Origin of the sequence: Methanosarcina sp. 1.H.A.2.2, assembly GCF_000979975.1 — an archaeon.
GTDB lineage: Archaea > Halobacteriota > Methanosarcinia > Methanosarcinales > Methanosarcinaceae > Methanosarcina.
Map to the genome: position 1 here is coordinate 1 of NZ_JJQL01000052.1, position 24,098 is coordinate 24,098.

23 protein-coding genes are annotated in these 24,098 nt (G+C 43.6%); 12 read left to right on the forward strand and 11 right to left on the reverse strand.

Annotation, left to right across the window (positions count from 1 at the left end; translation table 11 throughout):
* Positions 1-984 precede the first annotated feature (984 nt).
* The 8 genes from EO93_RS07540 to EO93_RS17345 all read right to left on the reverse strand — a co-directional run bounded on the left by EO93_RS07540 (position 985) and on the right by EO93_RS17345 (position 8,634).
* On the reverse strand, positions 985-2,097 hold the full coding sequence (locus tag EO93_RS07540; RefSeq protein ID WP_048161863.1) for a mechanosensitive ion channel family protein: 1,113 nt from the start codon (positions 2,095-2,097) through the stop codon (positions 985-987).
* Positions 2,098-2,389: 292 nt separating this feature from the next.
* Positions 2,390-2,947, reverse strand: coding sequence for a DUF1269 domain-containing protein (locus EO93_RS07545; RefSeq protein WP_048161823.1), 558 nt, complete (start codon positions 2,945-2,947; stop codon positions 2,390-2,392).
* Between the two features lie 353 nt (positions 2,948-3,300).
* Positions 3,301-4,374, reverse strand: a complete 1,074-nt coding sequence (locus tag EO93_RS07550; RefSeq protein WP_048161825.1) for an AI-2E family transporter — start codon at positions 4,372-4,374, stop codon at positions 3,301-3,303.
* Between the two features lie 420 nt (positions 4,375-4,794).
* Positions 4,795-6,135 carry a sodium:proton antiporter gene (locus EO93_RS07555; protein ID WP_342764196.1) on the reverse strand — a complete coding sequence of 447 codons (1,341 nt, stop codon included), beginning with the start codon at positions 6,133-6,135 and terminating at the stop codon, positions 4,795-4,797.
* Positions 6,136-6,169: 34 nt separating this feature from the next.
* Complete coding sequence (locus tag EO93_RS17340; RefSeq protein ID WP_200896786.1) at positions 6,170-6,337, reverse strand: hypothetical protein; 168 nt, start codon at positions 6,335-6,337, stop codon at positions 6,170-6,172.
* A gap of 40 nt (positions 6,338-6,377) precedes the next feature.
* On the reverse strand, positions 6,378-6,905 hold the full coding sequence (locus tag EO93_RS07565; protein ID WP_048161831.1) for an LURP-one-related/scramblase family protein: 528 nt from the start codon (positions 6,903-6,905) through the stop codon (positions 6,378-6,380).
* A 118-nt stretch (positions 6,906-7,023) separates the two neighbouring features.
* Positions 7,024-8,172: an iron-containing alcohol dehydrogenase gene (locus EO93_RS07570; protein WP_048161833.1), complete on the reverse strand. Its 1,149-nt coding sequence runs from the start codon at positions 8,170-8,172 to the stop codon at positions 7,024-7,026.
* 36 nt (positions 8,173-8,208) lie between these two features.
* Positions 8,209-8,634, reverse strand: a complete 426-nt coding sequence (locus EO93_RS17345; protein WP_156161258.1) for a hypothetical protein — start codon at positions 8,632-8,634, stop codon at positions 8,209-8,211.
* 400 nt (positions 8,635-9,034) lie between these two features.
* Between EO93_RS17345 and EO93_RS07580 the strand changes: the two genes are divergently transcribed.
* The gene (locus EO93_RS07580; RefSeq protein WP_048161837.1) at positions 9,035-11,014 is read left to right on the forward strand and encodes an amylo-alpha-1,6-glucosidase; all 1,980 of its coding nucleotides are present in this window, start codon (positions 9,035-9,037) and stop codon (positions 11,012-11,014) included.
* 388 nt (positions 11,015-11,402) lie between these two features.
* The gene (locus EO93_RS07585; RefSeq protein ID WP_048134769.1) at positions 11,403-11,690 is read left to right on the forward strand and encodes a MarR family transcriptional regulator; all 288 of its coding nucleotides are present in this window, start codon (positions 11,403-11,405) and stop codon (positions 11,688-11,690) included.
* Positions 11,691-12,276: 586 nt separating this feature from the next.
* Here the strand turns inward: EO93_RS07585 and EO93_RS07590 are convergent.
* A complete protein-coding gene (locus EO93_RS07590) occupies positions 12,277-13,626 on the reverse strand; it encodes a right-handed parallel beta-helix repeat-containing protein (protein WP_200898095.1) in 1,350 nt (449 codons plus the stop codon).
* Positions 13,627-14,453: 827 nt separating this feature from the next.
* Between EO93_RS07590 and EO93_RS07595 the strand changes: the two genes are divergently transcribed.
* From EO93_RS07595 to EO93_RS17350, 4 genes are all read left to right on the forward strand, one after another.
* Positions 14,454-14,933, forward strand: a complete 480-nt coding sequence (locus tag EO93_RS07595; protein WP_235283361.1) for a hypothetical protein — start codon at positions 14,454-14,456, stop codon at positions 14,931-14,933.
* A gap of 135 nt (positions 14,934-15,068) precedes the next feature.
* Complete coding sequence (locus EO93_RS07600) at positions 15,069-15,344, forward strand: acylphosphatase (RefSeq protein ID WP_048161839.1); 276 nt, start codon at positions 15,069-15,071, stop codon at positions 15,342-15,344.
* A 231-nt stretch (positions 15,345-15,575) separates the two neighbouring features.
* Positions 15,576-15,980 (forward strand): FxsA family protein, encoded by a 405-nt coding sequence (locus tag EO93_RS07605; protein ID WP_048161840.1) that lies wholly within the window; start codon positions 15,576-15,578, stop codon positions 15,978-15,980.
* A 58-nt stretch (positions 15,981-16,038) separates the two neighbouring features.
* Positions 16,039-16,200 (forward strand): hypothetical protein, encoded by a 162-nt coding sequence (locus EO93_RS17350; RefSeq protein ID WP_156161259.1) that lies wholly within the window; start codon positions 16,039-16,041, stop codon positions 16,198-16,200.
* Between the two features lie 5 nt (positions 16,201-16,205).
* Here EO93_RS17350 and EO93_RS07610 read toward each other — a convergent pair whose 3' ends face one another.
* Positions 16,206-16,922 (reverse strand): LrgB family protein, encoded by a 717-nt coding sequence (locus EO93_RS07610; protein WP_048161842.1) that lies wholly within the window; start codon positions 16,920-16,922, stop codon positions 16,206-16,208.
* A 1-nt stretch (position 16,923) separates the two neighbouring features.
* Entirely contained in the window at positions 16,924-17,403 is a 480-nt protein-coding gene (locus EO93_RS07615) for a CidA/LrgA family protein (protein ID WP_048161844.1), read from the reverse strand.
* 269 nt (positions 17,404-17,672) lie between these two features.
* On the opposite strand from EO93_RS07615, the gene nifS reads away from it, so the two are divergent.
* From nifS to truD, 6 genes are all read left to right on the forward strand, one after another.
* Complete coding sequence (gene nifS, locus EO93_RS07620; RefSeq protein ID WP_048161846.1) at positions 17,673-18,860, forward strand: cysteine desulfurase NifS; 1,188 nt, start codon at positions 17,673-17,675, stop codon at positions 18,858-18,860.
* Between the two features lie 122 nt (positions 18,861-18,982).
* Entirely contained in the window at positions 18,983-19,372 is a 390-nt protein-coding gene (gene nifU / locus EO93_RS07625; RefSeq protein ID WP_200895038.1) for a Fe-S cluster assembly scaffold protein NifU, read from the forward strand.
* A gap of 84 nt (positions 19,373-19,456) precedes the next feature.
* On the forward strand, positions 19,457-20,455 hold the full coding sequence (gene mptN / locus EO93_RS07630; RefSeq protein ID WP_048161847.1) for a tetrahydromethanopterin:alpha-L-glutamate ligase: 999 nt from the start codon (positions 19,457-19,459) through the stop codon (positions 20,453-20,455).
* Between the two features lie 256 nt (positions 20,456-20,711).
* A complete protein-coding gene (gene pth2, locus EO93_RS07635) occupies positions 20,712-21,059 on the forward strand; it encodes a peptidyl-tRNA hydrolase Pth2 (protein ID WP_048134777.1) in 348 nt (115 codons plus the stop codon).
* Between the two features lie 123 nt (positions 21,060-21,182).
* Positions 21,183-22,424, forward strand: a complete 1,242-nt coding sequence (locus EO93_RS07640) for a transglutaminase family protein (RefSeq protein WP_048161848.1) — start codon at positions 21,183-21,185, stop codon at positions 22,422-22,424.
* A gap of 307 nt (positions 22,425-22,731) precedes the next feature.
* Positions 22,732-24,048 carry a tRNA pseudouridine(13) synthase TruD gene (gene truD / locus EO93_RS07645; protein WP_048161850.1) on the forward strand — a complete coding sequence of 439 codons (1,317 nt, stop codon included), beginning with the start codon at positions 22,732-22,734 and terminating at the stop codon, positions 24,046-24,048.
* Positions 24,049-24,098: the final 50 nt, after the last annotated feature.

The window sequence follows — 24,098 nt, forward strand, 5'->3', positions numbered from 1 at the left end:
CGAGTTCCATTTTGTTACTCCAAGATATGGTAAGGGGAAATGGAGCAACTATTATATTTTTCCTGTGATTGAAAACCCATCAAATTTGAAGAGGATACGTATTTTTTTATTTGTTGTCCCATGAAGTTTTTATTAATGTGATCCTCACAGGGTCTAAATATACTGATATTCTGCTATAGCCAGAGCTATTCAGAGCGAGATGAATTCCATTTAAATGTCTTTTTTGATTATTATCGGTTTGAACCTGAAGGCTTGAGATTCGTCAGGTGTCTTTTTTATTATTCCTGAAAACCACCTGCCAGGTATCTACCGTAAATTTTGAGCTGTTAACCCCCACTGAACCTTCGAGATCACTTCCCCCAAGCCCGATGTTCAATTATTCGCTTTATATAATTCTTCTTTTATACATATTATCCTATGCATGTTGATTTATTTTATCGGGTCTGCCGAAATGGATTGCTCTTTTCTGTTGGAGAAAGGGGACTAAATAATATATCTATCTGATCCGTGCAACATTATTCGCTATCTGCGTCGCTCCTGTCACGCTCGACGCAGGAGAGCGGTCTTTCCCGTAAAAAAGCCCGAAAAGAAGATCGAAAATAAAAGTCAGCAAGCAAAAACTATCGAGGAAACCGTAATATCGAGGAAACCGTAAGACCCAACAAAAAAGAACAAATCAAATTCTACTTGAAAAACACTCTTTGTCAAATCTCTTTTTTATTTCCCTCTTTTTTTTCAGGGCCGCCAGACAAGCTGGCGGAGGCGCTTGTATTTACCTGTGAATTGAATATCAGTTTCCGGGATTAAGGAAAGTATTCTCTCAGCCCCCGGGACATTTCTCCAATGTATTGTTTCTCTTTATTGCTGTGTTGTTTTGTCGGGCACTTTTTATCTGGCTGGCAGGCTGGCCCAAGCTCCGGGCGGCGCAGGGAAAGAAAACTGAAAGCTTCCAGTTCCGGGTACCGGAATAGATCAACTGATTAATCAGGAATCACCTGAATCTCTGCCCAGTCTGGAAATTTTCAGCTCATTTTCCTGGTCAGAAATATGAACAATGATGTCGGAAGAAGGCATCAATATATTCGCATTTATCAGGGCTTTATATATTGCCGTGTTGAGCTTGTCCTCTGAAACCCTGGTTTCCACGTAATTTTCTATCCAGCACCTGGCTTTGAACTCCACTCCTGATCCGGTAAACCTGAGTAAGAGAGCCTGTACAGGTTGTTCGTGCATGATCCAGTCTTCATGCTTCATAGCCTCAATAATCAGGTTTCGTACGTACTCGATATCCGGGCCATAGGATACAACTACATCGGTCTCTACACGGAACATCTTGCCGGGTATGGAATAATTGGTGATCATATCCAGGCCGATAACAGAGTTTGGAATTACTACCAGACGATTATCCCTGGTAAGAATACGAGTTGACCGCCATCCGATCTCTATCACATCTCCCCAGGTATCGAGTTTTTCGATTTGAATCCGGTCTCCGATCCGGAAGGGGCGGTCAATGAGAAGCATGATCCCGGTTATTATATCCGCGAGCGTCGTCTGGGCTGCAAGGCCAACTATTACTCCCCCGATACCCAGGGCAGTAAGTGACGCAGTAAATGCGGCCCCGGTGATCCCGAAATGTCCAAGAAGCACAATTATGGCCAGAAAACTGAAAACCAGCAAAAATATGTATTGTATGGAGCGCACAACTCTCTGGTCGATTTCTTCCCGATCCCGCAGGGGCACCCGGGATATGTACCAGTTTGAAGCAATGGATATGAGGCGAAAAATAATGTAGACCCCTATACACCAGTAAAGAAGAAAGAAAAGGTCATCCGCGAATCCTGTATAGAGCCCGACAGATTCACCGACCAGCCTTACTATGGCTTGCATGCCCCGCAGAATAATATAAAGGACCAGTAGATTTTCTAAAAGGCGGAGAATCCTATCGTCAGCTTTTGTTTTTGTCTTTTTGATTGCCGACCAGACCAGGTGCTTCAGGATTAATCGGCTTACTATTATGGCTCCTATTGTCAGTCCCAGAATAACGGCCAGCTTCAAGAGAATTCCGCCGAGGGGCAGCATCTGTTCAATCTCAACCATTTTACATTCCTCTCCGGCCCCGTACTGTCCCTGCAACAGAATCTTCAGGTATATTCCTTCGAATCTATCTTTTTAAGTCAGAATCCTCTTTTGCTGCCTGATCCCCTGCATTCCGGGTAATGAAAATAAATAAAAAATAAGTAACTTTGAACCTTCGCATATCCACTACCGTTAAAAAGACCGAAAATGAAAGCCCTATCGTCCGTTTTCTTCCGGGTTTTCGGTACTGATCCGGGGCAGAGTATCAGGTCTTAAAACATTCTTAAAACCGGCATTTAAGTTTTGGTCCTTTTCAGGGTGTCGCTGCTGCCATTCCAGGCTTTTTTTCCTCTGCAAATTTAACCGCTTCTGCCAGTTCCTCTCCAACTAGAGCAAGTAGTTCAGGTGTTATCATGCCCTGAGAAACCAGCACTCCCCCAGCTTCACGGATCGCTTGTTTGAGATTCTTTGCCCAGAGGTGTTCGATAATAAGGATGGCAGCGGCAGTACCTTCCGGGATTGCATCGGTTACCTCCAGAATATCTTCTTCGGTAATTCCGTAGTTTTCCTGGGCTGCTGCCAGGGCTCCTTCTTCAATGCCTCTTATAGCTCCCTCTTCACCTGCGGCTCCAAACCCGAGAAGTCCTCCTACTACGGCCCCGAAACGCATTCTCTCCTCCTTGTCCAGTTGTGTGGTTTCCATATACTTGATGTTTCCATTTTCGTCTTTCCATACGAACAGCAGGTCAATGAGCCTGATCATTCCTTTTTCCATGACTGACCCAAGTTCACGCCGGATCTGGCCGTGGAAGTCCGGGTTCTCGAATACTATAACTAAGAGCTGCATAGGTCCATACATTACTTCGGTCATTTGTTTTCCCCCTTTTGAAGTTCTTCTTCCTCTTCTTTTTCCTCTTCTTTTTCCTCTGCTGCCTTGTTCTCCGTTTACCTTCTTTCCGTTTACACGTTCCTCATTGAAGGGGCAAGAGCTATCCGGATAAGCTGCGAAATCTCTTCACATTTCCGGCGGCTATCTTTCTTTTCCCCCTTATCCGGAAATCAGTACCTAAAAACAGTTTTAGCAGCATTAGCAATGCGATATATAAAGTCCGGTTTATATATAATTGAGCACATATAAAAATGCACTTAAGATCAAAATTTGCCGGAAAGCAGGGAAGATAGATCTAAATTCCGCAGGCTGAAAACCCCCTTTCTTCAAAAATCTCAGGATTCATTATTGTTCGCGTTTTCCTCATCCTGACCTCTATCCCCACTTGATTCCATCAGTTTAGCCATCAAGTATGTTTCGTCGGAACTTTCCAGAATTATCTTTACAACTATTGTAAGGGGTACGGCAATCAACGCACCTGCAGCTCCCAGTATGAAAGACCAGTAAAACAGGGAAAGAAATACAATCGTGGGAGATAATTTAAGGCCTTTTCCTGCAAGGGACGGGAAAAGAACATTTTCCACGAGCATATTGATAAGACTAATACCTACAAGGACCGCCACTGCCCCAACAGGCCCATACTTGAACAGGCCAAGGAGCATAGGTGGAACAGCGGCCAGATAAAAGCCCAGGTAAGGTATATAACCGAACAGGAATGTCAGGAATCCCCAGAGAAGAGCAAAATCTATACCCCCAATAAAGAGCAGTATGGCAGTTCCAATTCCCCCAAGCAAATTGGTCTCAGTCCTCAGGAGCATGTAATTTATAACTTTGCTGCTTAATTCGGTAAATTTCGAAAGACGGACTGGTTGATCTTCAACTTCTTTTTGAACCTTTTCTGGCGCACTTGCAGAATCCAGAAGTAAAAACGTTGTCGTGATAACAATGAGCACAATTGTTGATCCGGCACCTAAGGCCCCTGAAATAATTTCCCCAGACACTCTGAAAGCAAATGCTGCAATATCGCGCAGGACCGATTCCACTGAAACTCCAGCTGCAGGCAAATATGTTGAAATACTGTTCAGAATACCCTGCAACTGATTTTCATAGTTTGGAATCTGGTCACTGATCTGGATTAAAGAGTTTACAAACAGAACTGCGGTTCCAAAAAAAACAAAAATGAAAAACAGGATTACAAGAAAAACGCTAACTGTTCCAGGAACCCCTTTCCTCATGAGCCAGCGAACCAGAGGAGCAAAGATTAGAAAGGCAAAAAGAGCGAAAAAAATCGGTACCAGTATAGTTGAAATCGCTTTCATACCAAGTGTAAGAAGAACTGCAGCAGTGCTGTAAATTAGAATTTTGGCTGGCGTTGAACTGGTATTTGCATTTATATTTACATCCCCCAAGCTTTCTTACTCCGGATTTTTCTTTTGCTGCCTCTTTTGTTTTTCAAATTTTCATAGATCAACTTCCCTGTCTTGCTCTCTAATTTCCATGCATTTCAATTGAGAAGAATTAAAAATCAGTAACTTCGCATCCTGTCTTTTTAGCTGCCATTTTAATAAATGAAGAAAGTAAAGACTCCAGCTCCCCCATCTAAAGAAAGAAGATAAAAACCCCAATCTCCTCTCATTTTTTAATTAAACTATTAAGTCACTGAATGGACACAATATATGTATAAATCCCAGAATATATATAAATTAGCATATATAATTTTAGGATTTTCTCTTCTATATTTCCTTATTTTCTTTTTCCCACTTTCCTTTTTCCCACTTTTCTTTTTCCCACTTTCCTTTTTCCCACTTTCCTTTTTGCCTCTTTTCTCTTTATTTCGTGTTCTCCCTGGAGTTTTTTAGCACGCCTTCGGTAGCGGTAAAACCCTGACGTGCAGGCAGTTCCTTCACTTCCATTCTTTCCGGCGCATCTTCTGGAAGTGCAGCTACTATCCGTGAATACCATTCGCCTGCAGGGCCTGCGGAAATTCCGTGGGCAAAAATACTTATGAGGACTGTGGTGATCACGACAAGAACTATCGTTTCAAGCCCCGGAATCCCTTTTGCCTCTTCCACAGCAATGAGCAGAAGGACGACCGATGCCAGGCCTCTCGGGCCAAACCAGCCAAGGAAGAGGACGGTTTCGCGGTGCAGACCCGCACCAATCAGAGAGATTGCTACAGGGACCATACGAATTACAGTGAGGCTCAGTACTGCATAAACGACCTCAGACAAACCGATGGCTGGAAGCCTTGTTGCGGTTACGACCCCGAATATGAAGAAAACTGCAAGGCTCAGGATGCTCCCTTCGGCTTCCGTAAGAATTATCTCTTCCTCCTCGACCTTTCTGCCCATAGCCCCGCTTGCCATTCCCGCTAAAAAAGCCGCTATGAATCCGCTTCCTCCCAGCGTATCGGCCACAAGCCAGGAGATGATGGCAAGTGCCAGAAATTCAATCCTGCGGTAAAGCGTGGAAGTCCATCCTGCCCTGATAGCCCTGCCGGAAAGCCATCCTCCAAGCAGACCCAGTGTGATACCGACCAGAGCTCCATACCCTATCTGTTCAATTGTTAGGGATAAAATAGTAGCTATCGGCTGGTTAAGTTCCTCTCCTTTAGCCAGTGTAAGGAAGAAGATGAAAAGAGGAATTGCTCCCCCATCGTTGAGCCCGCTTTCGATGTTTAGGCTCTGTCGGATCCGGACAGGTATTTTCGGGTTGCTTACGATAGGCTGGCCCAACCCGGCATCTGTAGGGGCAAGAATAGCTCCCACGAGTGCAGCTTCGGCAAAGTTCAGGTCCAAAAATATGATCGCAGCAGCAACAGTCCCTGCGATAATAATAAGGGGCAGGGCAAAAAAGAGGAGGCGGTTTTGCAGACCTTCCTTCTGGCCCAGTGACCTCAGTTTGATCCTGGAAGCATCGGCGAACAGTGTGAGTGCCAGAGCCACCTCAGCTACCTTGAGGATGAAACTGCTCCCTTCTGGAAATTCTACCATGTCGAGCCCTTCCGGGCTGAGCAGCATTCCGGCCGCAACAAAAATTATCGGGGTAGTGACAACGGTTTTAGAGATTCTTTGGGAGACAAGGCTATAAACAAAGAGTAGTGCAGCAAAGGCAATGACAAAGCTTGTTGTTTCTGCTGTCGTGGAAATTCCTTCTGCTTTCGGGTGCAGACTGTCACTTTTGCGCCATCAGTTTTTTGAGCTCTCAGCTGCTTTTTTGCATCTCCCCTTCACCTTGCCGGTTCCGTGGAAGTTTTTTCTGGGATACTGTCAGGGAGAACCCCATGCCCAGTATGCTGGTAATCACGAAGATCAGTGTGGCAAGGACGCCTACAGTCTCAAGGATATTCAAAAAAGAGGTGGTTTCACCCATTCTTTTCTCCCCTCTTTCCCCTTTTTTCAAACCTCTCACTTCAGTCGTGTGCCATCTGGTCAACAGCCACAGTAATCGCCAGGATTAGAGCAGCATCCTGTCCGGGAGAAATCTCCACTCCATAGGTATCTCTTATCCGGAACCACTTTTTGGAGACCTCTGCAACTTTATTTCTTCCAGCTTCAATCTTGTATTCGTGGTCCAGAATATTGCCCTGCACATTCATTTCAGGACCATTTGCGACTTCAACTTTCCAGCGGTCGCGGAGAGGCGTTATCAGGGCTTTTTTTATTGTTGCGGCTGTTTTGCCGTCCCCATCCTGGATTTCCAGCGTATCCCTGATCCTGAGTAGCTTCTCCTTGAGTTTGTACAGCTCGTGTCCCTGCACATCCTTGATGATCAGGGTGTCGCGAATACGGAGAGCTTTGCCGTCCACATAGAATGCCCTCTCCCCAGCTTCGTTTTCGATCCAGTAGTCATCTCCGATGGAAACGAGTTTTTCGTGCATTTTGTAGCGTTGTATGCTTTCTGCTCCACGGCCCCTGAGACCGCCCAAGATTCGTCCCATTAAAAATCACTCCCTTTTTATTGTATTCCATGTCTCTTCCCTTGTTGAGTGTCTAAATATAAATGACATATATTCAAATTTATTTATAATTTGGCATCAATACATGACTTTTTTCCGATCACATAGCTTTCCTGTAAATTTCAATTACATCTTCTTTTGAGAGCTCTCTTGGGTTTGTAAGCCGGCAGACATCCTGCATGGCATTTTCCGCCAGCAGTTCGAGGTCTTCTTCCCTGGCTCCGAGCTCTTTCAAACCTGAAGGAATTCCAATGTCGGATGCAAGCTTTTTGATTGCTGCTATGGCTTTGTCTGCGGCTTCTTCAGGGCTCAGGTCCTCAACTTTTTCTCCCATTGCCTTTGCGATATCAGCAAACCGTTCAGGACAGATCTCCTTGTTGTACATTTCCACATAAGGGAGGAGAATTGCGTTGCAGACGCCGTGCGGGAGGTTATATAATCCGCCGAGCTGGTGGGCCATGGAGTGCACGTAGCCAAGGCTTGCGTTGTTGAAAGCAATCCCTGCAAGATATTCGGCATGGGCCATCATGTCTCTTGTCCTTACATCTTCCCCGTGGGCAACGGCTTCTGGCAGGTATTTTGAGATTAGCTCTATTGCCTTGATAGCAGCCGCATCGGTGGTCGGAGTAGCCATGGTGGAAACATAGGCTTCAACTGCATGGGTAAGGGCGTCCATCCCGGTAGCAGCCGTAAGCGCTGGCGGCATACTGACCATCAGTTCAGGGTCGTTGACTGCCACGTCGGGTGTGATGCGGGGGTCAACGATTGCCATTTTGATGTGCCTTTCCGTGTCCGTGATAATTGTAAAACTCGTCATCTCGCTTGCGGTACCGGCAGTTGTATTTACCGTGATAAGCGGAGGAATTCCTTTAGTAACTTTCCCGATGCCTTCGTAGTCGTTAATCATCCCCCCGTTTTTAGCCACAATCCCAACGGCTTTTGCACAGTCCATCGGGCTTCCCCCTCCGACAGCAACTATCATGTCGCAGTTTTCTTTTTTGTATATTTCTGCCCCTTCCATAGCCGAGCTGTCTGTAGGGTTCGGCTCTGCTCCTGCAAAGATTGCTGCCTTCAGTCCTGCAGCTTCAAGGATCTTCCGGATATCCCCCGCAAGCTCCTCTCCATGCCTGCTCTTCCCGGAAACGATCAGGGCTTTAGTACCCCCAAGTTCTTTTGCCTGTTTGCCTATTTCTTTTACACAGCCAGCCCCCATAAGGGCTATTTTTGGGTTCAGATAGGTATATGTCATGTTTTCAACTCCTTTTAACAACAGTTTTCAAATTCCTCAAAATTTTATAAAAAACAAAATATTAATTGATACAACTTTTTCCCGGCAGCTAATAAAGTTTTGCTCCTGGGCAGGGGGTTTCAAAGCTAAGGGAAAATATGCGAAGAACAAAAAGAACCCAGGGAAAGAATCTTTCAGTTTTTTTTTTTCTCTGTGCCGCCCAGGCCTCGGCCTCCCCGCCAGTCCATAAAAACAATCTATAAGCCAGTATCGCAATTGAGAGAGACAAATATTGAAGGAAATAGCCACAGGACTAAGAGAATGCTTTCCTTTACCCCAAAAACCTTTTTTTAACCCAAATAAATATAAATGCCTCCGCCAGACAAGCTGGCGGCCCTGCAAAAAGAATGAAAAAAGATTTGAAAGAAAGATAAGGCCGAAACTTATGTCGTTTTGATCTGTTTGGTTCTCGCTCTTACTCACAAGCGTCCTCAGCGGCTTTTACTTTTCGAGTTTTATATTCTTTTTACTTTCTGAGTTTTAGATTCTTTCTTCTCTTCACTCCTCTTCTCTTTTCTTCTTTCTTTTCTTTTTGGGAAAGACCGCTCTCCTGCGTCGAGCGTGACAGAAACGACACAGTACAGTGAATAAGGTTATACGGATCAGAAAAATCCATAAGTTAGTCCTCTTGAGCGCAGCGAAAAGGACCGCAGGCTGTTGTACTTGCAGTGCAACTCCCAGGAAATCTTCGATTTCCTGTGATCCCGAATCGCAATTCGGGCGAGACTTGAACAGAATGCAAAGATGAGTCAATAGTTCGCAGACACGGATTGTTTTTTCAAGACGTGCAGCTATTTAAGAATTCAACCCTAATTAAATATACATGAGTGGGGGCAGGCTTGGAGCAGATTTTCTTTCAACGTATGAAGAGGGAATAAAAAGAGAATGGATTATAGGCAACGGGCTTGGAGGATATGCTTCCTCTACAGTCATCGGGGCAGGGACCAGGACTTACCACGGACTGCTTATAGCAGCTCCGGAGAATTCTCCGGGGAGGCTTTTGGTGCTTTCTTCCCTTGATGAGGAAATCTCAATCGATGAAGAAGTATATCGGCTTGCGACCCATAAATACCCGGACAATATTTGTCCTGCGGGCTTCAATTACCTTTCCGAATTCACTCGTGCCCCATTTCCCCTCTGGGTTTACCAGCCCGGCGATTTTATCTTAAAGAAAAAAGTCTTCATGGTCCATAATAATAACACAACCTTCGTTCTCTATGATATTACATCCGAAAAAGAGGGGGCTTTGCTAAGAATTTACCCTCTGGTAAGCTCAAGAGACTTTAATCTCACTGCTCGCTCCGGATACCTTTCCTTCTTCCAGAGAGCTGGTCCTGCGGGAGTAGAACTGGCAAGTTCTAATGGTTTTACTTTTTCGCTTTCATCCAATCTCCAGTACCATGCCGAACCAAAGTGGTACTATAACCTGGAGTATGATGCTGAGAAGAACCGGGGACTTAACTTTCAGGAGGATATCTTTAGTCCGGGTTATTTTGAAAGCACACTCGAACCGGGGACTTCCCGCTTTTTTATTGCTGCTTCAACAGGAGATATTTCTTCTCTGACTCTCGAGAAAGTTGATAAACTCTATACAAGGGAAGCAAATCGTCAGAACCTTCTTGTTCTCGATTCGAAGCTTACTGAGCCATTTGCTCTCAAACTTCTCAAGGCAACTGACCCTTTTGTAGTGAAAAATCACTTTACAGGTGAAAACACAGTTATTGCAGGATATCACTGGTACTCTGATTGGGGAAGAGATGCCATGATTTCTCTGCCTGGCCTGTTTTTAATTCCTTATCGGTTTGATGAGGCAAAGTCCGCTCTCAAAAATTTTGCCCGGTATTGTCGGAGAGGCTTGATCCCCAATACTTTTCCGGCTTTCGGAGGAGATCCGGTTTACAATACCGTGGACGCTTCTCTCTGGTTTATTCATGCTCTGGACCGCTATTTCGCATATACGAAAGATTTCCTTTTCCTCTCGGATATCTGGGATACTGTAGGTGATATTATAGACAATTATTGCGAAGGCACAGATTTTGGAATCGGCATGGATTCTGATTGTCTTATTCGGCAGGGACCTCAGCTAACCTGGATGGATGCTAAAGTAGGGGAATGGGCAGTGACCCCAAGAGCAGGTAAAGCCTGTGAGATAAATGCTCTCTGGTATAACGCCCTGAAAACTGCTTCTTACATGGGTACTCTTCTCGGCGAAGATATTTCCTTATATGAAACTCTTGCAGCCGGGATAGCTTCGAATTTTGAAAATGTTTTCTGGAATCCGGAAACTAACTGTCTCTTTGACCTTGTATATCAGGATGAGACCGGAAACCAGGTTAAAGACCCTGCAATCCGCCCTAATCAAATCTTTGCTGTCTCGCTCCCTTATACTATGCTTTCTCCTGAAAAAGAAAAAGCGATTGTAGACCGAGTTGAAAAAGATCTTTTGACTCCATTCGGGCTCAAAAGTCTATCGAGTGATCACCCATTATATATAGGACAGTACCGTGGAGACGCCCTTACCAGAGATACGGCCTACCACAACGGGACAGTCTGGCCCTGGCTCCTCGGGGCCTATGTGAAAGCTTACCTGAAAGTCCATAATTCTTCGAAAAGCAGCCTTGAGACCATGCGGGCTCTTCTTGAGGGCTTTGATACGCACCTTGAAACCGCAGGTATCTGCACCATTTCTGAAGTGTTTGATGGGGACTATCCTCACTCTCCAGGTGGGGCTATTGCCCAGGCCTGGAGCGTTGCAGAAATTTTCAGGGCATACGTAGAGGATGTGCTTGGGATCAAGCCTTGAAAAAGGAATTGTGTGTGCAGCCTTTAATAAAGGAATAATATTATCTATATGATCTGGAAGGGATATGGTGGGATACCTGCAAAATAGGCTTATCCCCTCATCCAGATCGTGAATATGGAATCTGATGCCGATTATTCACTGAAAAATCGTAAACAAAAGAATAACACCCAGGGATGATACGAAGCGATAAGCTTTTTAGCTAAGATAGCCGGCGTAATTGATGGGAAAAATCTCATATTACCTTAAGAAGTCAAAAATAGACCGAATTTGATGATTCATGCGGCTATATATCTCTAATCTATTCAATAAAGAGATAAGTTTATTAACCGTAGATAGTTATTGGGACTGAAATCACTTATAGAGAACAGCCACCTCTGAGATGATATCAATGGATCCACTAGAAAAAATTTTCGGGAAAACCGCACAGATGACAGTACTTAAAAACCTGATCGAAAACCAGAATGAACCAACCTACCTTTCAGGTATAGCCGAAGCAACCGGATTGTCTCACTCCAGTGTATCAAGGGTCATCACACCTTTGGTCGAGTCAGGCGTTATCCTGGAAAAACCCCTCGGAAAGCAAATCCGCACTTTCCAGCTGAACATGGAAAGCGAGGCCGCAAATTTAATAGTAGATTTTTACAACAAAATCAACCAGATGATTAAGTCTGATTAATAAGAAGCACGGGAAGTTTAAATTCGAAATTAGACAGACTTATTTATCTTTCTTTCCAGGCTTTACATAGATATCGGACTTACGTATTGTAGGTTCAGGATATCTATTTTTTCTTTTTTACGTTACGAGCTGATTTTATAGCTTAAAATTTGAGCTTTGAATCTGAGCTTTGAATCTGGTATTTTGAGTGATTAATCGAGTTTCTGATAATTAACCTACTTTTCGCAGTATTTTTTCGAAAATTAATATTTTCTCTGATAACTTGTTTAAAATATCTCCAAATAAAAGAGAATCAAATTGAAACTTGATGATAACTGAATGCTACCGTTTTTTGTCTTTAAACCATCATCTAGCCGTTTTAACTCCTGCATAAAAATCCAGGAAATTCACGTTAAGATTGAAAATCGATAGCAGAATAAAATAATAGCAGAATAAAATAATAAATGTCCAAAAAATACTGTATAAAGTGAGTCTTATATCCAATTTTTCCTCGGAAAGAGGACAAATTGTGTAGCCTTAATAAGGCTACCTGAACAGTTAAGTTTCATGTTATTTTTCTCTGTTCTATTGCGTAAGTTCTAAACGGTTAACTATACCTTCCTATGTTGATCTGGCTGCCATTTTCTCCCAACTCTTTTGAAGAAGTTACTGAAGTATGTCCTGCACCAATGCAAGGAGAGTTTGGTTTCAGGTGGTAATCATGTTTATTCCGGTTTACAAAGAGCGGATCTACATAGATATCAGTGGTTGATGTGCAGTTCAGGTAGTTATCTGCAGAGTTATTGTACAGACAGTTATTTTCCAGCACAAAAGTATGTGTTTCAGAGAGATAATTGATTGCTGCATATCCTGTCCCATCAGGATTTTTTGTGCGCTTCTGGGTATTTACGATAATATTATTGCGGACAATTGTTGTATATCCTGTTCCTTTAGGTGAAAGATTGGGATGACCTTCATATGTAGGATATATGTGAGTACCTTTAGGATACATGTGAATAACTGCAGAATGATATACACCGTCAAAGATATTGTTTTCAATGAGGGTATCATAAAATCCACTTGTTACTATGCCTCCAACCCAGTCAATGCCCGGGTTTGTACCAGTATTATAAAAGATATTGCGATAAATGTGGACATTCTGTGCATCTTCCCTGGTATAAGGCTCTGACCAGCCTATCAACCAGATCGCGGGTCCATAAGTATTATGGATAGTATTGTTATAGACCTCCACATTATTGACTACACCTGTTGTTTTCTCAATCAGAATTCCAGGGCCGCCTGCACTCCAGTGGTAAAAGGAGTCGATTACATTATCATGGAATTTTACGTGGTTTGAGTTCAATGCTCTCAGACCGCTGTCAGTCCTGCAGGTTATTTTATTGTTCCAGGCCTCTACATTCAGGCAATCGATAGCAAAAAGTCCATTATGCCCCAATTTATACACGTTGTTATTGTAAAACTGAATATTATAACCACGATTTGCTTTCAACCCTTCTCCATGCCCGTCATGCATGTACATGTCATGAACTTGAATGTCCCTGGAATTGAGGAAGTGGACCATATTGTAATATCCGAGTCCTTTCTTTTTGTCTTGATTATTGTCATGATTTCCGTCAATTTCAAATCCTTTTATAGCGACTCCATGGATTCCGGTATTGTTCATCTGCGTTATCAGGGGCTTACCTACTGGCCATTCCGCTTTGTCTTTAAGCTTAATTACGGCTGTAGGATCTCCTTCCAGGGTCGTATTATTTCCAATGAAAATACTATCTGAAATAACGTATGTATTTGGACCTTTCAAATGAACGGTTGTGAACAACGGATTTTCTGCAACATATTCAAGAGCTTGATTTATCTCTACCTGATCATCACTCCCATCACAGGTGAAGTTTTCACTTCCATCCCCCGCTACATAAACCGTCTTATCTGATGGTATGTATGAAGAATTGGACTATATGTTATGAAGAATGAATATCCCCAGTGAAATCACGAAAATTAGATTTAAAATGGAAAATCCTATTTTTTTCCTGTTTTGCAGTACGTACCTAAGATATTTTTCGTTCATTTTATCCCCTACTTTCTATTACAAACCCCAGTCAAGGAAATGGCTTGAAAGGAAATCATTCCCCAAAGATGAATAAATAAACACATAATCAATCATTAGAAATATATTTAAGAATAATTATACATAAGAGTTTCAATAGAAACCCTCGTATCATATAATATTTTCTATATTTTAACGACTGAATAACTTTTTGTATAAACAAAGAGCAAGAAAGACGAAGTTTCTCCATAAGCTATAAGTGAAAAATGAGGATCAAAACTTAATAAATTAGGATCTACTGGTCATTCAAAAATATTTAAAGACAGTGTGGCGGAAGTTCTATAAATTCGAAGAAAAGGCATAACCCCATGAACTGTATACAAAATAGTAAAAATAGAATTCACTACTGTTTAGCTGAATCAAGTCATTCCATACTTTTTGCATTTCAGGGATATGCGGAACTGCAAAGTTAAGGGGTTTGGCTGCACTTTTTTGGACGCTAAAATCTTCATCCCTGGTGAGTTCCTGTACCTTAAAATAACTTTTAAAGCTCACATATAGACTGAGTCGTATTAATAGGAATTTTCGATATAATCGGAATTTTCATTTTTTTTGGTTTTGCAATAGAAGAAGGAGATATTATCCCTATTTAACAGAGTTTTTTGGTGAAACCGGAAGATAGGTAAATTATATTATTGATCCGGGAAATTTATAATATAATGGCTATAATGGGTGGAAGGGAAGTAGGAAGAGGGTCTCTGCAACTGGACATAGGTATAGTTGTATCAGGCCTTGGAGGGAACTCAAATGAGGAAAGGAATCAATTAAATGGCCTTTTTTCCTTTTCTGGCATCGATTTTGGACTCTATATCGGACCATCATATAATCCGTTTCGGACTATAGGGCCCAGTATCGGCATTGGTCTGGTCATAGGGTCGAATGGTTTTCTGGCTGCAAAATTAGGTATACATTTCAGAAGAGCGTTTGGTCTGGCTATGCTGTTTCCTATAGTTCCCATTTATGGTGTTACCGGAGCGAGCTTTTTAGCTGCGCTGCCTGTTTCAGAAGGAGTTAAAGCTGCAGCAACTGTCCCGTTACTGTTAGTACCAGCAGCTGTTGTATACCAGGACGATATCAAAAAATTACGTAAACGTGGGACAGAAATAGTAAGGAAATTGAGGTCGTATATTTCAGGATAACCAGTACTTCATGATATTAATTCTGAATATTGAGATTTTCGTGCTTCCTTTCCCGGAAGTTTCTGAGTTTTCCGTCTAATTTCACCAATCGACCTAACCATAAATATATATCGTTCTTATTCAAAATAGCCACTTGTGACCTCTGGAGAAACTGTGCGAGCGGAAATATTCGTATCCGGAAGGGTACAGGGCGTGGGTTTTCGAAGGTTTGCAAGAAATGCTGCCGAGCGCTTTGGGGTGGACTGTAACCCTATAAACCTCAGGGATGGTAGTGTTTTTGTTCTCGCTGAAGGCAGGCAAGAAGCCCTCGAACTTCTGATAAACGAGCTTCGGAAAGGGCCTAATTATGCTCACGTAGAAGACGTTGATGTTACTTTTAAAGAAGCCCTGGGAAATGTGTACGATCTTTGAGATCATCTTTATAGCCTGTAATTTTTGCTCTGTAATTTTTGCTCTGTTCCTGAAAAATGTGTATTCCATTGTTAACCTGGTTCCGGGAAGTCCTGATAGATGAAGCTCCAAAAAAACAATATATGAGAACTATACTCTTCTTATTACTTAAAATTTAAAATAAATTATTCAGTACTGATGAAAATTAATAAACGCTTTATAAATATCCAATAATCTCTGAAACTGACCACCATGTTTCTGAAACTCTTTTCCCTATTTCTGATTATTCCCCTTGTTGAGATTTATCTCCTGATCACGATAGGGGGCATAATCGGAACTCTAAACACCATACTTATTATTTTGATTACTGCGACCCTTGGAGCTTACCTGACAAAAAGCCAGGGCTTTCGGGTGCTCCGCCAGATCCAGGAAGCAACAGGACAGGGATATATGCCGGGAAATGAACTCCTGCACGGGCTCTTTGTATTGATCGGAGGTTTTGCCCTCCTGACTCCCGGCTTTCTGACCGACGCTATAGGATTTTCCATGCTAATTCCTCAGGTTCGAGAAATCTATGTGGGAATAGCAAAAGGGATCATCAGGAAAAAGATACAGCAGGGCAACTTCCAGATGCGGATGTATACGGATTTCAGGTAATCCGCAAGCTCAGAAGCGACAGAATAAATCTTCAAGGATGTAGACAAAACAGAATTAAGTGGAATCTGAAATAGTATCTGAAATAGTATCTGAAATACTATCTGAAATACTATCTGAAATACTATCTGAAATACTATCTGAAATACTATCTGAAAAACACTCTTTTTCACTTATATTCTGTTTCACACCTTTTTTAGTTTCATTATTTTTTGGGAGTTAAGCTTCTCAGGATAGAAGCCCGAACACGTAAAGCAGCGCCGGCGCAAGAAAAACCGTAATCAAACCGGCAATCCCTATTGCAAGTCCGCTCATTGCTCCTTCGGTTTCCCCTATTTCTATTGCCCTTGTTGTCCCGAGAGCGTGAGCAGCTGTGCCGATTGCAATGCCGACTGCGACCCTGTCCTTTATGCGGAAGCAGCGGCAGATGAATGGCCCGAGCACAGCTCCCAGGATTCCTGTTACTATAATTGCAGCCACTGTTATTGCAGGCAGGCCTCCTATCTGTTTTGAAATCTCTATTCCTATGGGTGTAGTCACGGATTTCGGGACAAGAGAATTGGTTATGGCTTCATCAAGCCCGAAAAAGCTGGAGAAAATAAGAATGCTTGACATACCCGCAATGCAGCCTGCACTAATTCCTGTAATTATAGGGAGGGCATCGCTTTTCAGGAGCTGGATTTTTTTGTAGAGAGGCACGGCAAGGACAACGGTTGCAGGCCCGAGGAAGAAGGAAATGTAGTCTCCGCCCATATTATAAGTCTCAAAATCGATCCTGAAATAAAGGAGGAAAAGAATCACAAGCACAAAGCCTACAAGAAGGGGGTTGAAGACCGAAGAACGGGTCTTCTTATAGAGCAGAGTACCTATCTGAAAAGCAACTAAAGAAATAAGAATTCCAAATAAGGGTGTATTGAGAAACTCATTCAAAAAACCAACCTGCACTTCAGCTCACCTCTTTCGTTTTTCTTTCGCGTGCCTGTATTCTTTCTGATGTCTGTATTCTTTCGGCTGCCTGTGCTTTTTGAGGATTTTTCCCGACCGTAACTTTCCCTTTTCCGGAAAAAGCCATCTTCATCGACCTTCTCTGGAGGAACTTTTTGACAAACTCTACTGTCAGCCCGGTTACACCCAGAATTATCACTGTTGAGATAATGGAAACCCCGATGACGGCGGTCAATTTTCCTTCAAGCACAGCAAAGCAGGTTATAAGGCTGACACCTGCGGGAAGGAAGAAAAAAGCCAGGTTATCAAGCAGAAAATCACTTACCCGGTCTATCATTTCGAGTTTAATTACACCTGTATACAGGCCGAAGAAAAGGATTAACATACCCAGGATATTGCCCGGAACAGGCAACACGAATGCTTTCTGAAGCAGCTCGCCCAGAAAATATATGCCAAGAATAATAGAAAATTGTTTTAGCAAAACCTTTTTTGCCTCCTGTTAACTGGAACCGGACTAAAGAAATCGAATTATAAATACCTTCGTAGTGATTGGAAAATTATTTGCAGTGTAATCCAGGCCGTCGGTACAACCTGATATTTTTTATTTTCAGATACTTTCCCCCATGCACGTTCCTTCAGATACTTTCACATTTCCGATACTTTCGCACCTTCATGATACAAACTGAAAGTTTTCAAAGGGCGCACAATAAATTCATATCGAGCAAAATCCTATTTTCCCTGGGGGTTCTGATGGGAGAGAAGCGCTTAGTATACATGGACCATGCAGCCACCACTTTCACAAAACCGGAAGTGGTTGAAACTATGCTGCCTTTTTTGAAAGAACATTTCGGCAATCCTTCGTCCCTGTACTCAATAGGGAGAGAAGGCCGGGAGGCTGTGGAAACCGCCAGGGAAAAGCTTGCAAAGGCGCTAGGGGCCAGGCCTGAAGAAATATATTTTACTTCAGGCGGGACCGAGTCTGACAACTGGGCTGTCAAAGGCACGGCTTTTGCCAGGCGAAAGAAAGGAAAGCACATCATCACCACGCCAATAGAACACCATGCAGTGCTTTACCCATGTGAGTATCTGGAAACACAGGGCTTTGATGTAACCTATCTGCCTGTAGACAGGTATGGGCTTGTAGACCCTGCGGAGGTGGAAGCCGCAATAAGAAAAGATACAGTCCTGATTTCGGTCATGTATGCCAATAACGAAATCGGGACAATCGAGCCTATTCTGGAGATAGGGAAGATTGCAAGAGAACACGGGATTCCATTTCATACCGATGCCGTACAGGTAATAGGGAAGGTCCCCCTTGATCTGCAGCGGGAACATAAGGATGTGGACATGCTTTCCCTTTCCTCGCATAAATTTTATGGGCCAAAGGGTGTCGGAGCCCTTTACATAAGAGAAGGGACAGAAATTGATAATTACATGCACGGGGGCGCGCAGGAGAGAGGAAAACGCGCAGGGACAGAGAATGTCGCAGGGATTGCAGGAATGGGAAAGGCGATAGAACTTGCAACTGCAAACATCGAGGAACATAATGAAAAGCTCAGGAAAATGAGAAACCGGCTCATGGCCGGAATCCTTGAAATTCCCCACTGCAGGCTCAATGGGCATCCGGAAAAACGTCTTCCTGGGAACCTGAACTTCAGTTTTGAGTATATAGAAGGGGAGTCCCTGCTGCTCATGCTTGACCAGATGGGGATCTGCTGTTCAACAGGTAGCGCCTGCTCTTCGGGTTCTTCTGACCCTTCACACGTGCTCAGGGCAATAGGAGTGCCTCCGAAAACCGCCCTGGGTTCTCTGCGCCTGACCCTTGGGGATGCAAACTCAGAAGAAGATATTGATTATGTACTCGAGGTGCTGCCTGAGGTCGTTGAAAAATTGAGGGCTATATCTCCATTCTATAAACCTGCGGATAAGAGTGAATAAAAGTGGATAAAAGTGGACAAGGGATGATGAAAGCTGATGAAAGCTGATGAACGCTGATGAAAGCTGATAAGCCTGAGAGAAAAATCGCAATCTAAGAAGTGAGGGAAAAGCGAGGGGATTTTGTGTATAATAAAAAGGTGATGGACCATTTTATGAATCCGAGAAACGTGGGGGAAATAGAGAATGCTGACGGCGTCGGAGAAGCCGGAAACCCTCATGGGGACCAGATGAAAATTTTCCTGAAAATCCGGGACAACAGGATTGAGGATGTAAAATTCAAGACATTTGGCTGTGCAGCAGCAATCGCATCAAGCAGTATGGCAACAGAGCTGATAAAAGGCAAAACCCTCGAAGAAGCCTGGGGGCTCACAAACGAAGCCGTGGCTGAAGCACTTGAGGGGCTTCCCCCGGGAAAACTGGAGTGCTCGGTAGTGTCCAGGGAAGCCATTCACAGGGCAATCAATGAATATCGTAAAAAGCAGGGATTTGAGCCTCTTGCAGAGCAGGCCTGAGATCAATCACCTCGCTGAAACCCCTGTAAGCCTCCCGAATATCTTTATCGTAAACTTGATAATAAGGGTACCAGATCATACCCTATGAAAAAAATAGGGATCGCAATTACTGACCCGGAAGACTGGACAGCCCGGGCTCTCATCAATGCAGCGAAGGAAAAAGGCTTTTCTCCTTTTGTTCTCGACCTAAGGACAGCAGAGGTCAGTGTAAGTTCAAAAACTCACGAGCCGGCAGCTCTTTTTAAAGCAGGGGAAATCCTGCTCTCAGACCTTGATGCCCTCATTGTCAGAGATGCCGGGGCAGGGGCTTTTGAAGGAGTATCTTTCAGGTTTGATATCCTGAGGGAGCTGGAGGCAGAAGGAGTTCCGGTTATAAACTCTCCGGAAGCTATCCGGAATGCGGCAAACAAGTACCATGCTTCTTATCTCCTGGCAAGAGCCGGCCTTCCGGTACCTGAAACCATAGCCGTCCAGAGTGTGGAAGCAGCCTTAAGGGTAGTATCCGGATTCGGAGATGCTGTCATAAAACCTGTTTTTGGTTATAAGGGAAAGGATATTGCAAGGGTAAAGGAAGGAGAAATCAGGTTTTCAGATCGAAAAACCGGGCCTGTACCTGTGGAAGAGGCTCTTGAAAGCCTGCTTGAAGAAAGGGGGATGCTGTATATCCAGGAGTTTATAGAAAACCCCGGGAGGGACATAAGGGCTTTTGTTGTAGGAGGCACTGCCATAGGCGCAATTTACCGAAAAGCCGCAGCAGGTTCCTGGGTAAACAACCTCAGTCAGGGAGGAAGTGCAGACAGATGTGTACTTACTGATGAACAAAAAGAAATTGCAGAAAAAGCTGCCCTTGCAGTAGGCACGACATTTGCAGGTATTGATATTATAGAAGGCCCTGAAGATCAAAATAAATCTAAAAATGAATCTAAAAATGAAAATAATAAAATTGAAGATAGGGGCAATGGAAATAAACAGGGTTCCCGGATACTTGAGGTCAATGGGACGCCTTCGGGAAAAGGTATTTTTGATGCATGGGGAATAAATACTGCCGAATATATTTTGGAATACCTTCAAAATATTATATGAACTAACTATAAATGGTATTGAATATAATATAATATTTTTAGGAAGATTATTAATAGAGGTTTTATCAAACCTGGAAACTATAGATCTATGAAAACAGTACTATCAGATATTTGAAAACAGTACAGCAGTCTGTAGACTGAAGCAGTCTGAAGAAGGTTGTGAGAAAGCCTGAGAGAACATCTCAAACTCGATCCGGAAAGGCTGCACAGAAAACATTTAAGATATAGGCTGCCTTTGAATAAGCCCGAGGCAAAAAATGAGTGAATACAAACAGTGTATAGTAACCCGGGATGACCTGAAACTTTCCAAAGGTAAGTTTGCTGTACAGGTGGCTCATGCTGCTCTTTCTGCGGCTGAATGGGCAAGCAAAAGCGACCTTGAAAAATGGAGGGAAGGAGGACAAAAAAAAGTTGTCCTGAAAGTTCCCACCCTTAAGGACCTTTATGAGCTTAAGGAAAAAGCAAGACGGGAAGGGCTTCCAACCGCCCTGATACAGGACGCAGGACTTACGGAAATTCCTTCCGGAACAGTCACAGTGCTCGGAATCGGACCGGCAAAAGAAGAGCTTATAGATAAGATTACTCGGGATCTTAAACTTGTTTAATTACCAGAGTGCCCGGATAAAGGGATTAGAGACCCGTTTTAAAAAGTGATAAGAGGATACCTGAAGAGATGTTTTCACTGACAGAAGAAAGTTCTGCCTGTTATTCTATTCCGGAGGGTATTAATGAATAACCCAGGGGTTTCAGGAAAAAACGCAGCCTTGAAAATTGCTGTCTTATGTATATGCCTTGTACTGGTTACAATGGCTGTATTTTTCATTTCGGACTCAATTGGTAATTTTACGCATGAGTTAAGAGATTGTCTTGGACTGAGTGTGGAGTCTGAAAGCTCTGAAAAGGTATTCACACCTGATACGGCTTCTTTTACTTTTCCGGCAATACCTTCATATTCCACTGCGAAAAAAGAACTTACTCCTGTCCTGAGAACTCCACTGCAGCCTGGTTTCTCTCTGAGCAGCAGTTATCAGACCTCAGATTTTTTCCAGGGAGGAATAAGTTATTTTAAAATAAGTATCAAAAACGAAGGTCGAAACCCAATCTTTATTGATAGGTACGGAGTTTCTGTTAACGCCTCCGAAAACAAGATCTTTTCCGAAGACTGTGGAGCTTTACTTATCCCGGGAGAAGAGCAGAGTCTCGGAATAATTGCAGTTCAGGTACCCGAAGAAGAAAAAGCCAGCATCAGCATCGTCCTCTGGCTGCTTGCCTCGACATCGGAAGGCAAATGGCATGAATACGAGCCCTATTTAATGAACGGGTTCACTACGGATCTAAAGCCGATGTCCGAAAAAATTACTCCAAAATACAGATACAATCCTGCTTATTACTTTAATAAAATAAACCGATTGGTGGAACCAGCCGAGCCTGATGTAAGGAACAGAGCAGCCGAAGTAGCCCGCTCATATCCCGGAGCTTATAATATCTATCAGGTCTGTGCCCTTTTTGATATGGTAAAAGAGGAAGTCGAATATGTAAGTGACCCGAGGGGTAACGACATATGGGAGCCAGCCAACGTTACTCTGAGGATCGGAGCAGGAGACTGTGAAGATCAGGCAATTCTCCTCTCATCCATGCTCGAAGCTGTGGGGGGTACGACTCGAGTCTATCTGACAGACACCCATGCCTTCGCAGGTGTCTATATAGGCAACGGAACCCATTCAACTGACGCCGCAGTTAAAGGAATAAGGGCTTATTACGGAAATGTTGACGTAAACTATCTGACCGATGAATACGGTTCCTGGCTCATGCTCGACCCTACTTCCAGCCTTTATGCAGGCGGACTTCCAGGAAAAACAGCTCAGGCAAAGGTTCAGGCAATCGGAGAAAACGAAACTTACAGGAGCTGGACCTTCGTAAACACAAGCGAAGTAAAAGTGATTGACATCAGCACCAGAGCAATTAAATAAGTTCCATCTATTAACCTCGACAGCACACGGGAAGAAAACACTTCCCTGGAAGCTGTTGATCTGCACCATTAATCAGCAGATCTTATCCTTTTAATTCTTAGTCAGTAATCCAGCCGTAAATTATACCCATCAAATTTTATCCCGTAAATTATACCCAGTAAATTTTATCCAGTAAATTTTATCCAGTAAATTTTATCCAGTAAATTATACCCAGTAAATTATACCCAGTAAATTTTATCCAGTAAATCAAGCCGTAAATTTTTACCAGGAAATATTACCCAATTTATTAAAGGAGTGTTTGCAACTTATGGAAGTTCCGGAAATTGAAAAACAGATCGGAATGAATCTTTACTTTACTGATACCGAAGGTCTTGGAGGGCAGATCCGCCAGGAAATAGAGGATTTCATTGTAAAAGAGATCACAAACCGGGAGGAAGGAAAGGAAGGAAAATACCTCATCCTCGAACTTACAAAACGGGACTGGGATACACACCACATGACCCGGACCCTCGCAAAAATCCTGCAGGTAAGCCAGAAAAGAATCAGCGTTGCAGGCACAAAGGACAAAAGGGCACTCACCACCCAGAAGATCAGCATATTTGATACCGATGCATCCGAAATTGAAAAAATCCACTTAAAAGACATAGAATTAAAAGTTCTGGGTCGCTCCCGGAAGTCCGTGGAACTTGGAGACCTGTGGGGAAATGATTTCATAATTACAATCCGGAATATTGAGAATTCTCCCGAAGAGACCGGTTCTCTGCTCAAAAAGACAACTGACGAAATTCTTGCGCAGGGCGGCGTTCCCAACTTCTTCGGGGTCCAGCGTTTCGGCTCTGTCCGCCCTGTGACTCATCTGGTAGGAAAAGACATTGTTGAAGGAAACTTTGAAAAAGCAGCCCTTCGCTATATTGCTGATCCCTTCCCGGATGAACCCGAGGAGACAAAAAAGGCCCGCCAGTTTGTCAAAGAGACCCGCGATTATAAAGAGGGCCTGAAAACCTACCCCCTCCGTCTGGGCCACGAACGGGCAATGATGAACCACCTTATAGCAAACCCGGAAGACTATTCCGGAGCTTTCCGCGTACTCCCCCAGAACCTCTACAGGATGTTTGTACACGGCTACCAGTCCTATATTTATAACATAATTCTCTGCCGCCGGATTGAACGTGGCCTCCCCTTAAACCAGGCAGTAGACGGAGATCTCGTCTGCTTCAGGAACGAAGCCGGCCTTCCGGATTCCTCAAAGACTGAAATAGTCACCTCCGAAACCGTAAACGCCATGAACCGCCTGATAAAGCTAGGCCGTGCTTTCATCACAGCCCCACTTCCGGGCTTTAAGACTGCATTTGCATCCGGAATCCCGGGAGAAATCGAAAGCGAGGTCCTTAAAGAACTTGAAGTCTCTCTCGAAGGCTTTAATATAGAAGAGTTCCCGGAAATGAGCTCGAAAGGAACCCGCAGGGAAGTCCTCCTGCAGGTGGAACCGAAGTTCGAGGTCTCGGAAGACGAGCTGAACCCCGGAAAATCAAAGGCAGTGCTTGAATTCATGCTGCCCAAGGGAAGTTATGCAACAACCGTGCTGCGGGAATATATGAAAGTGGACCCTCTGCAGATGAGCTGAGAACTCAAAACAAACCGGGCTGCAGAAAATTCAGTCCGCATGAAAACCGG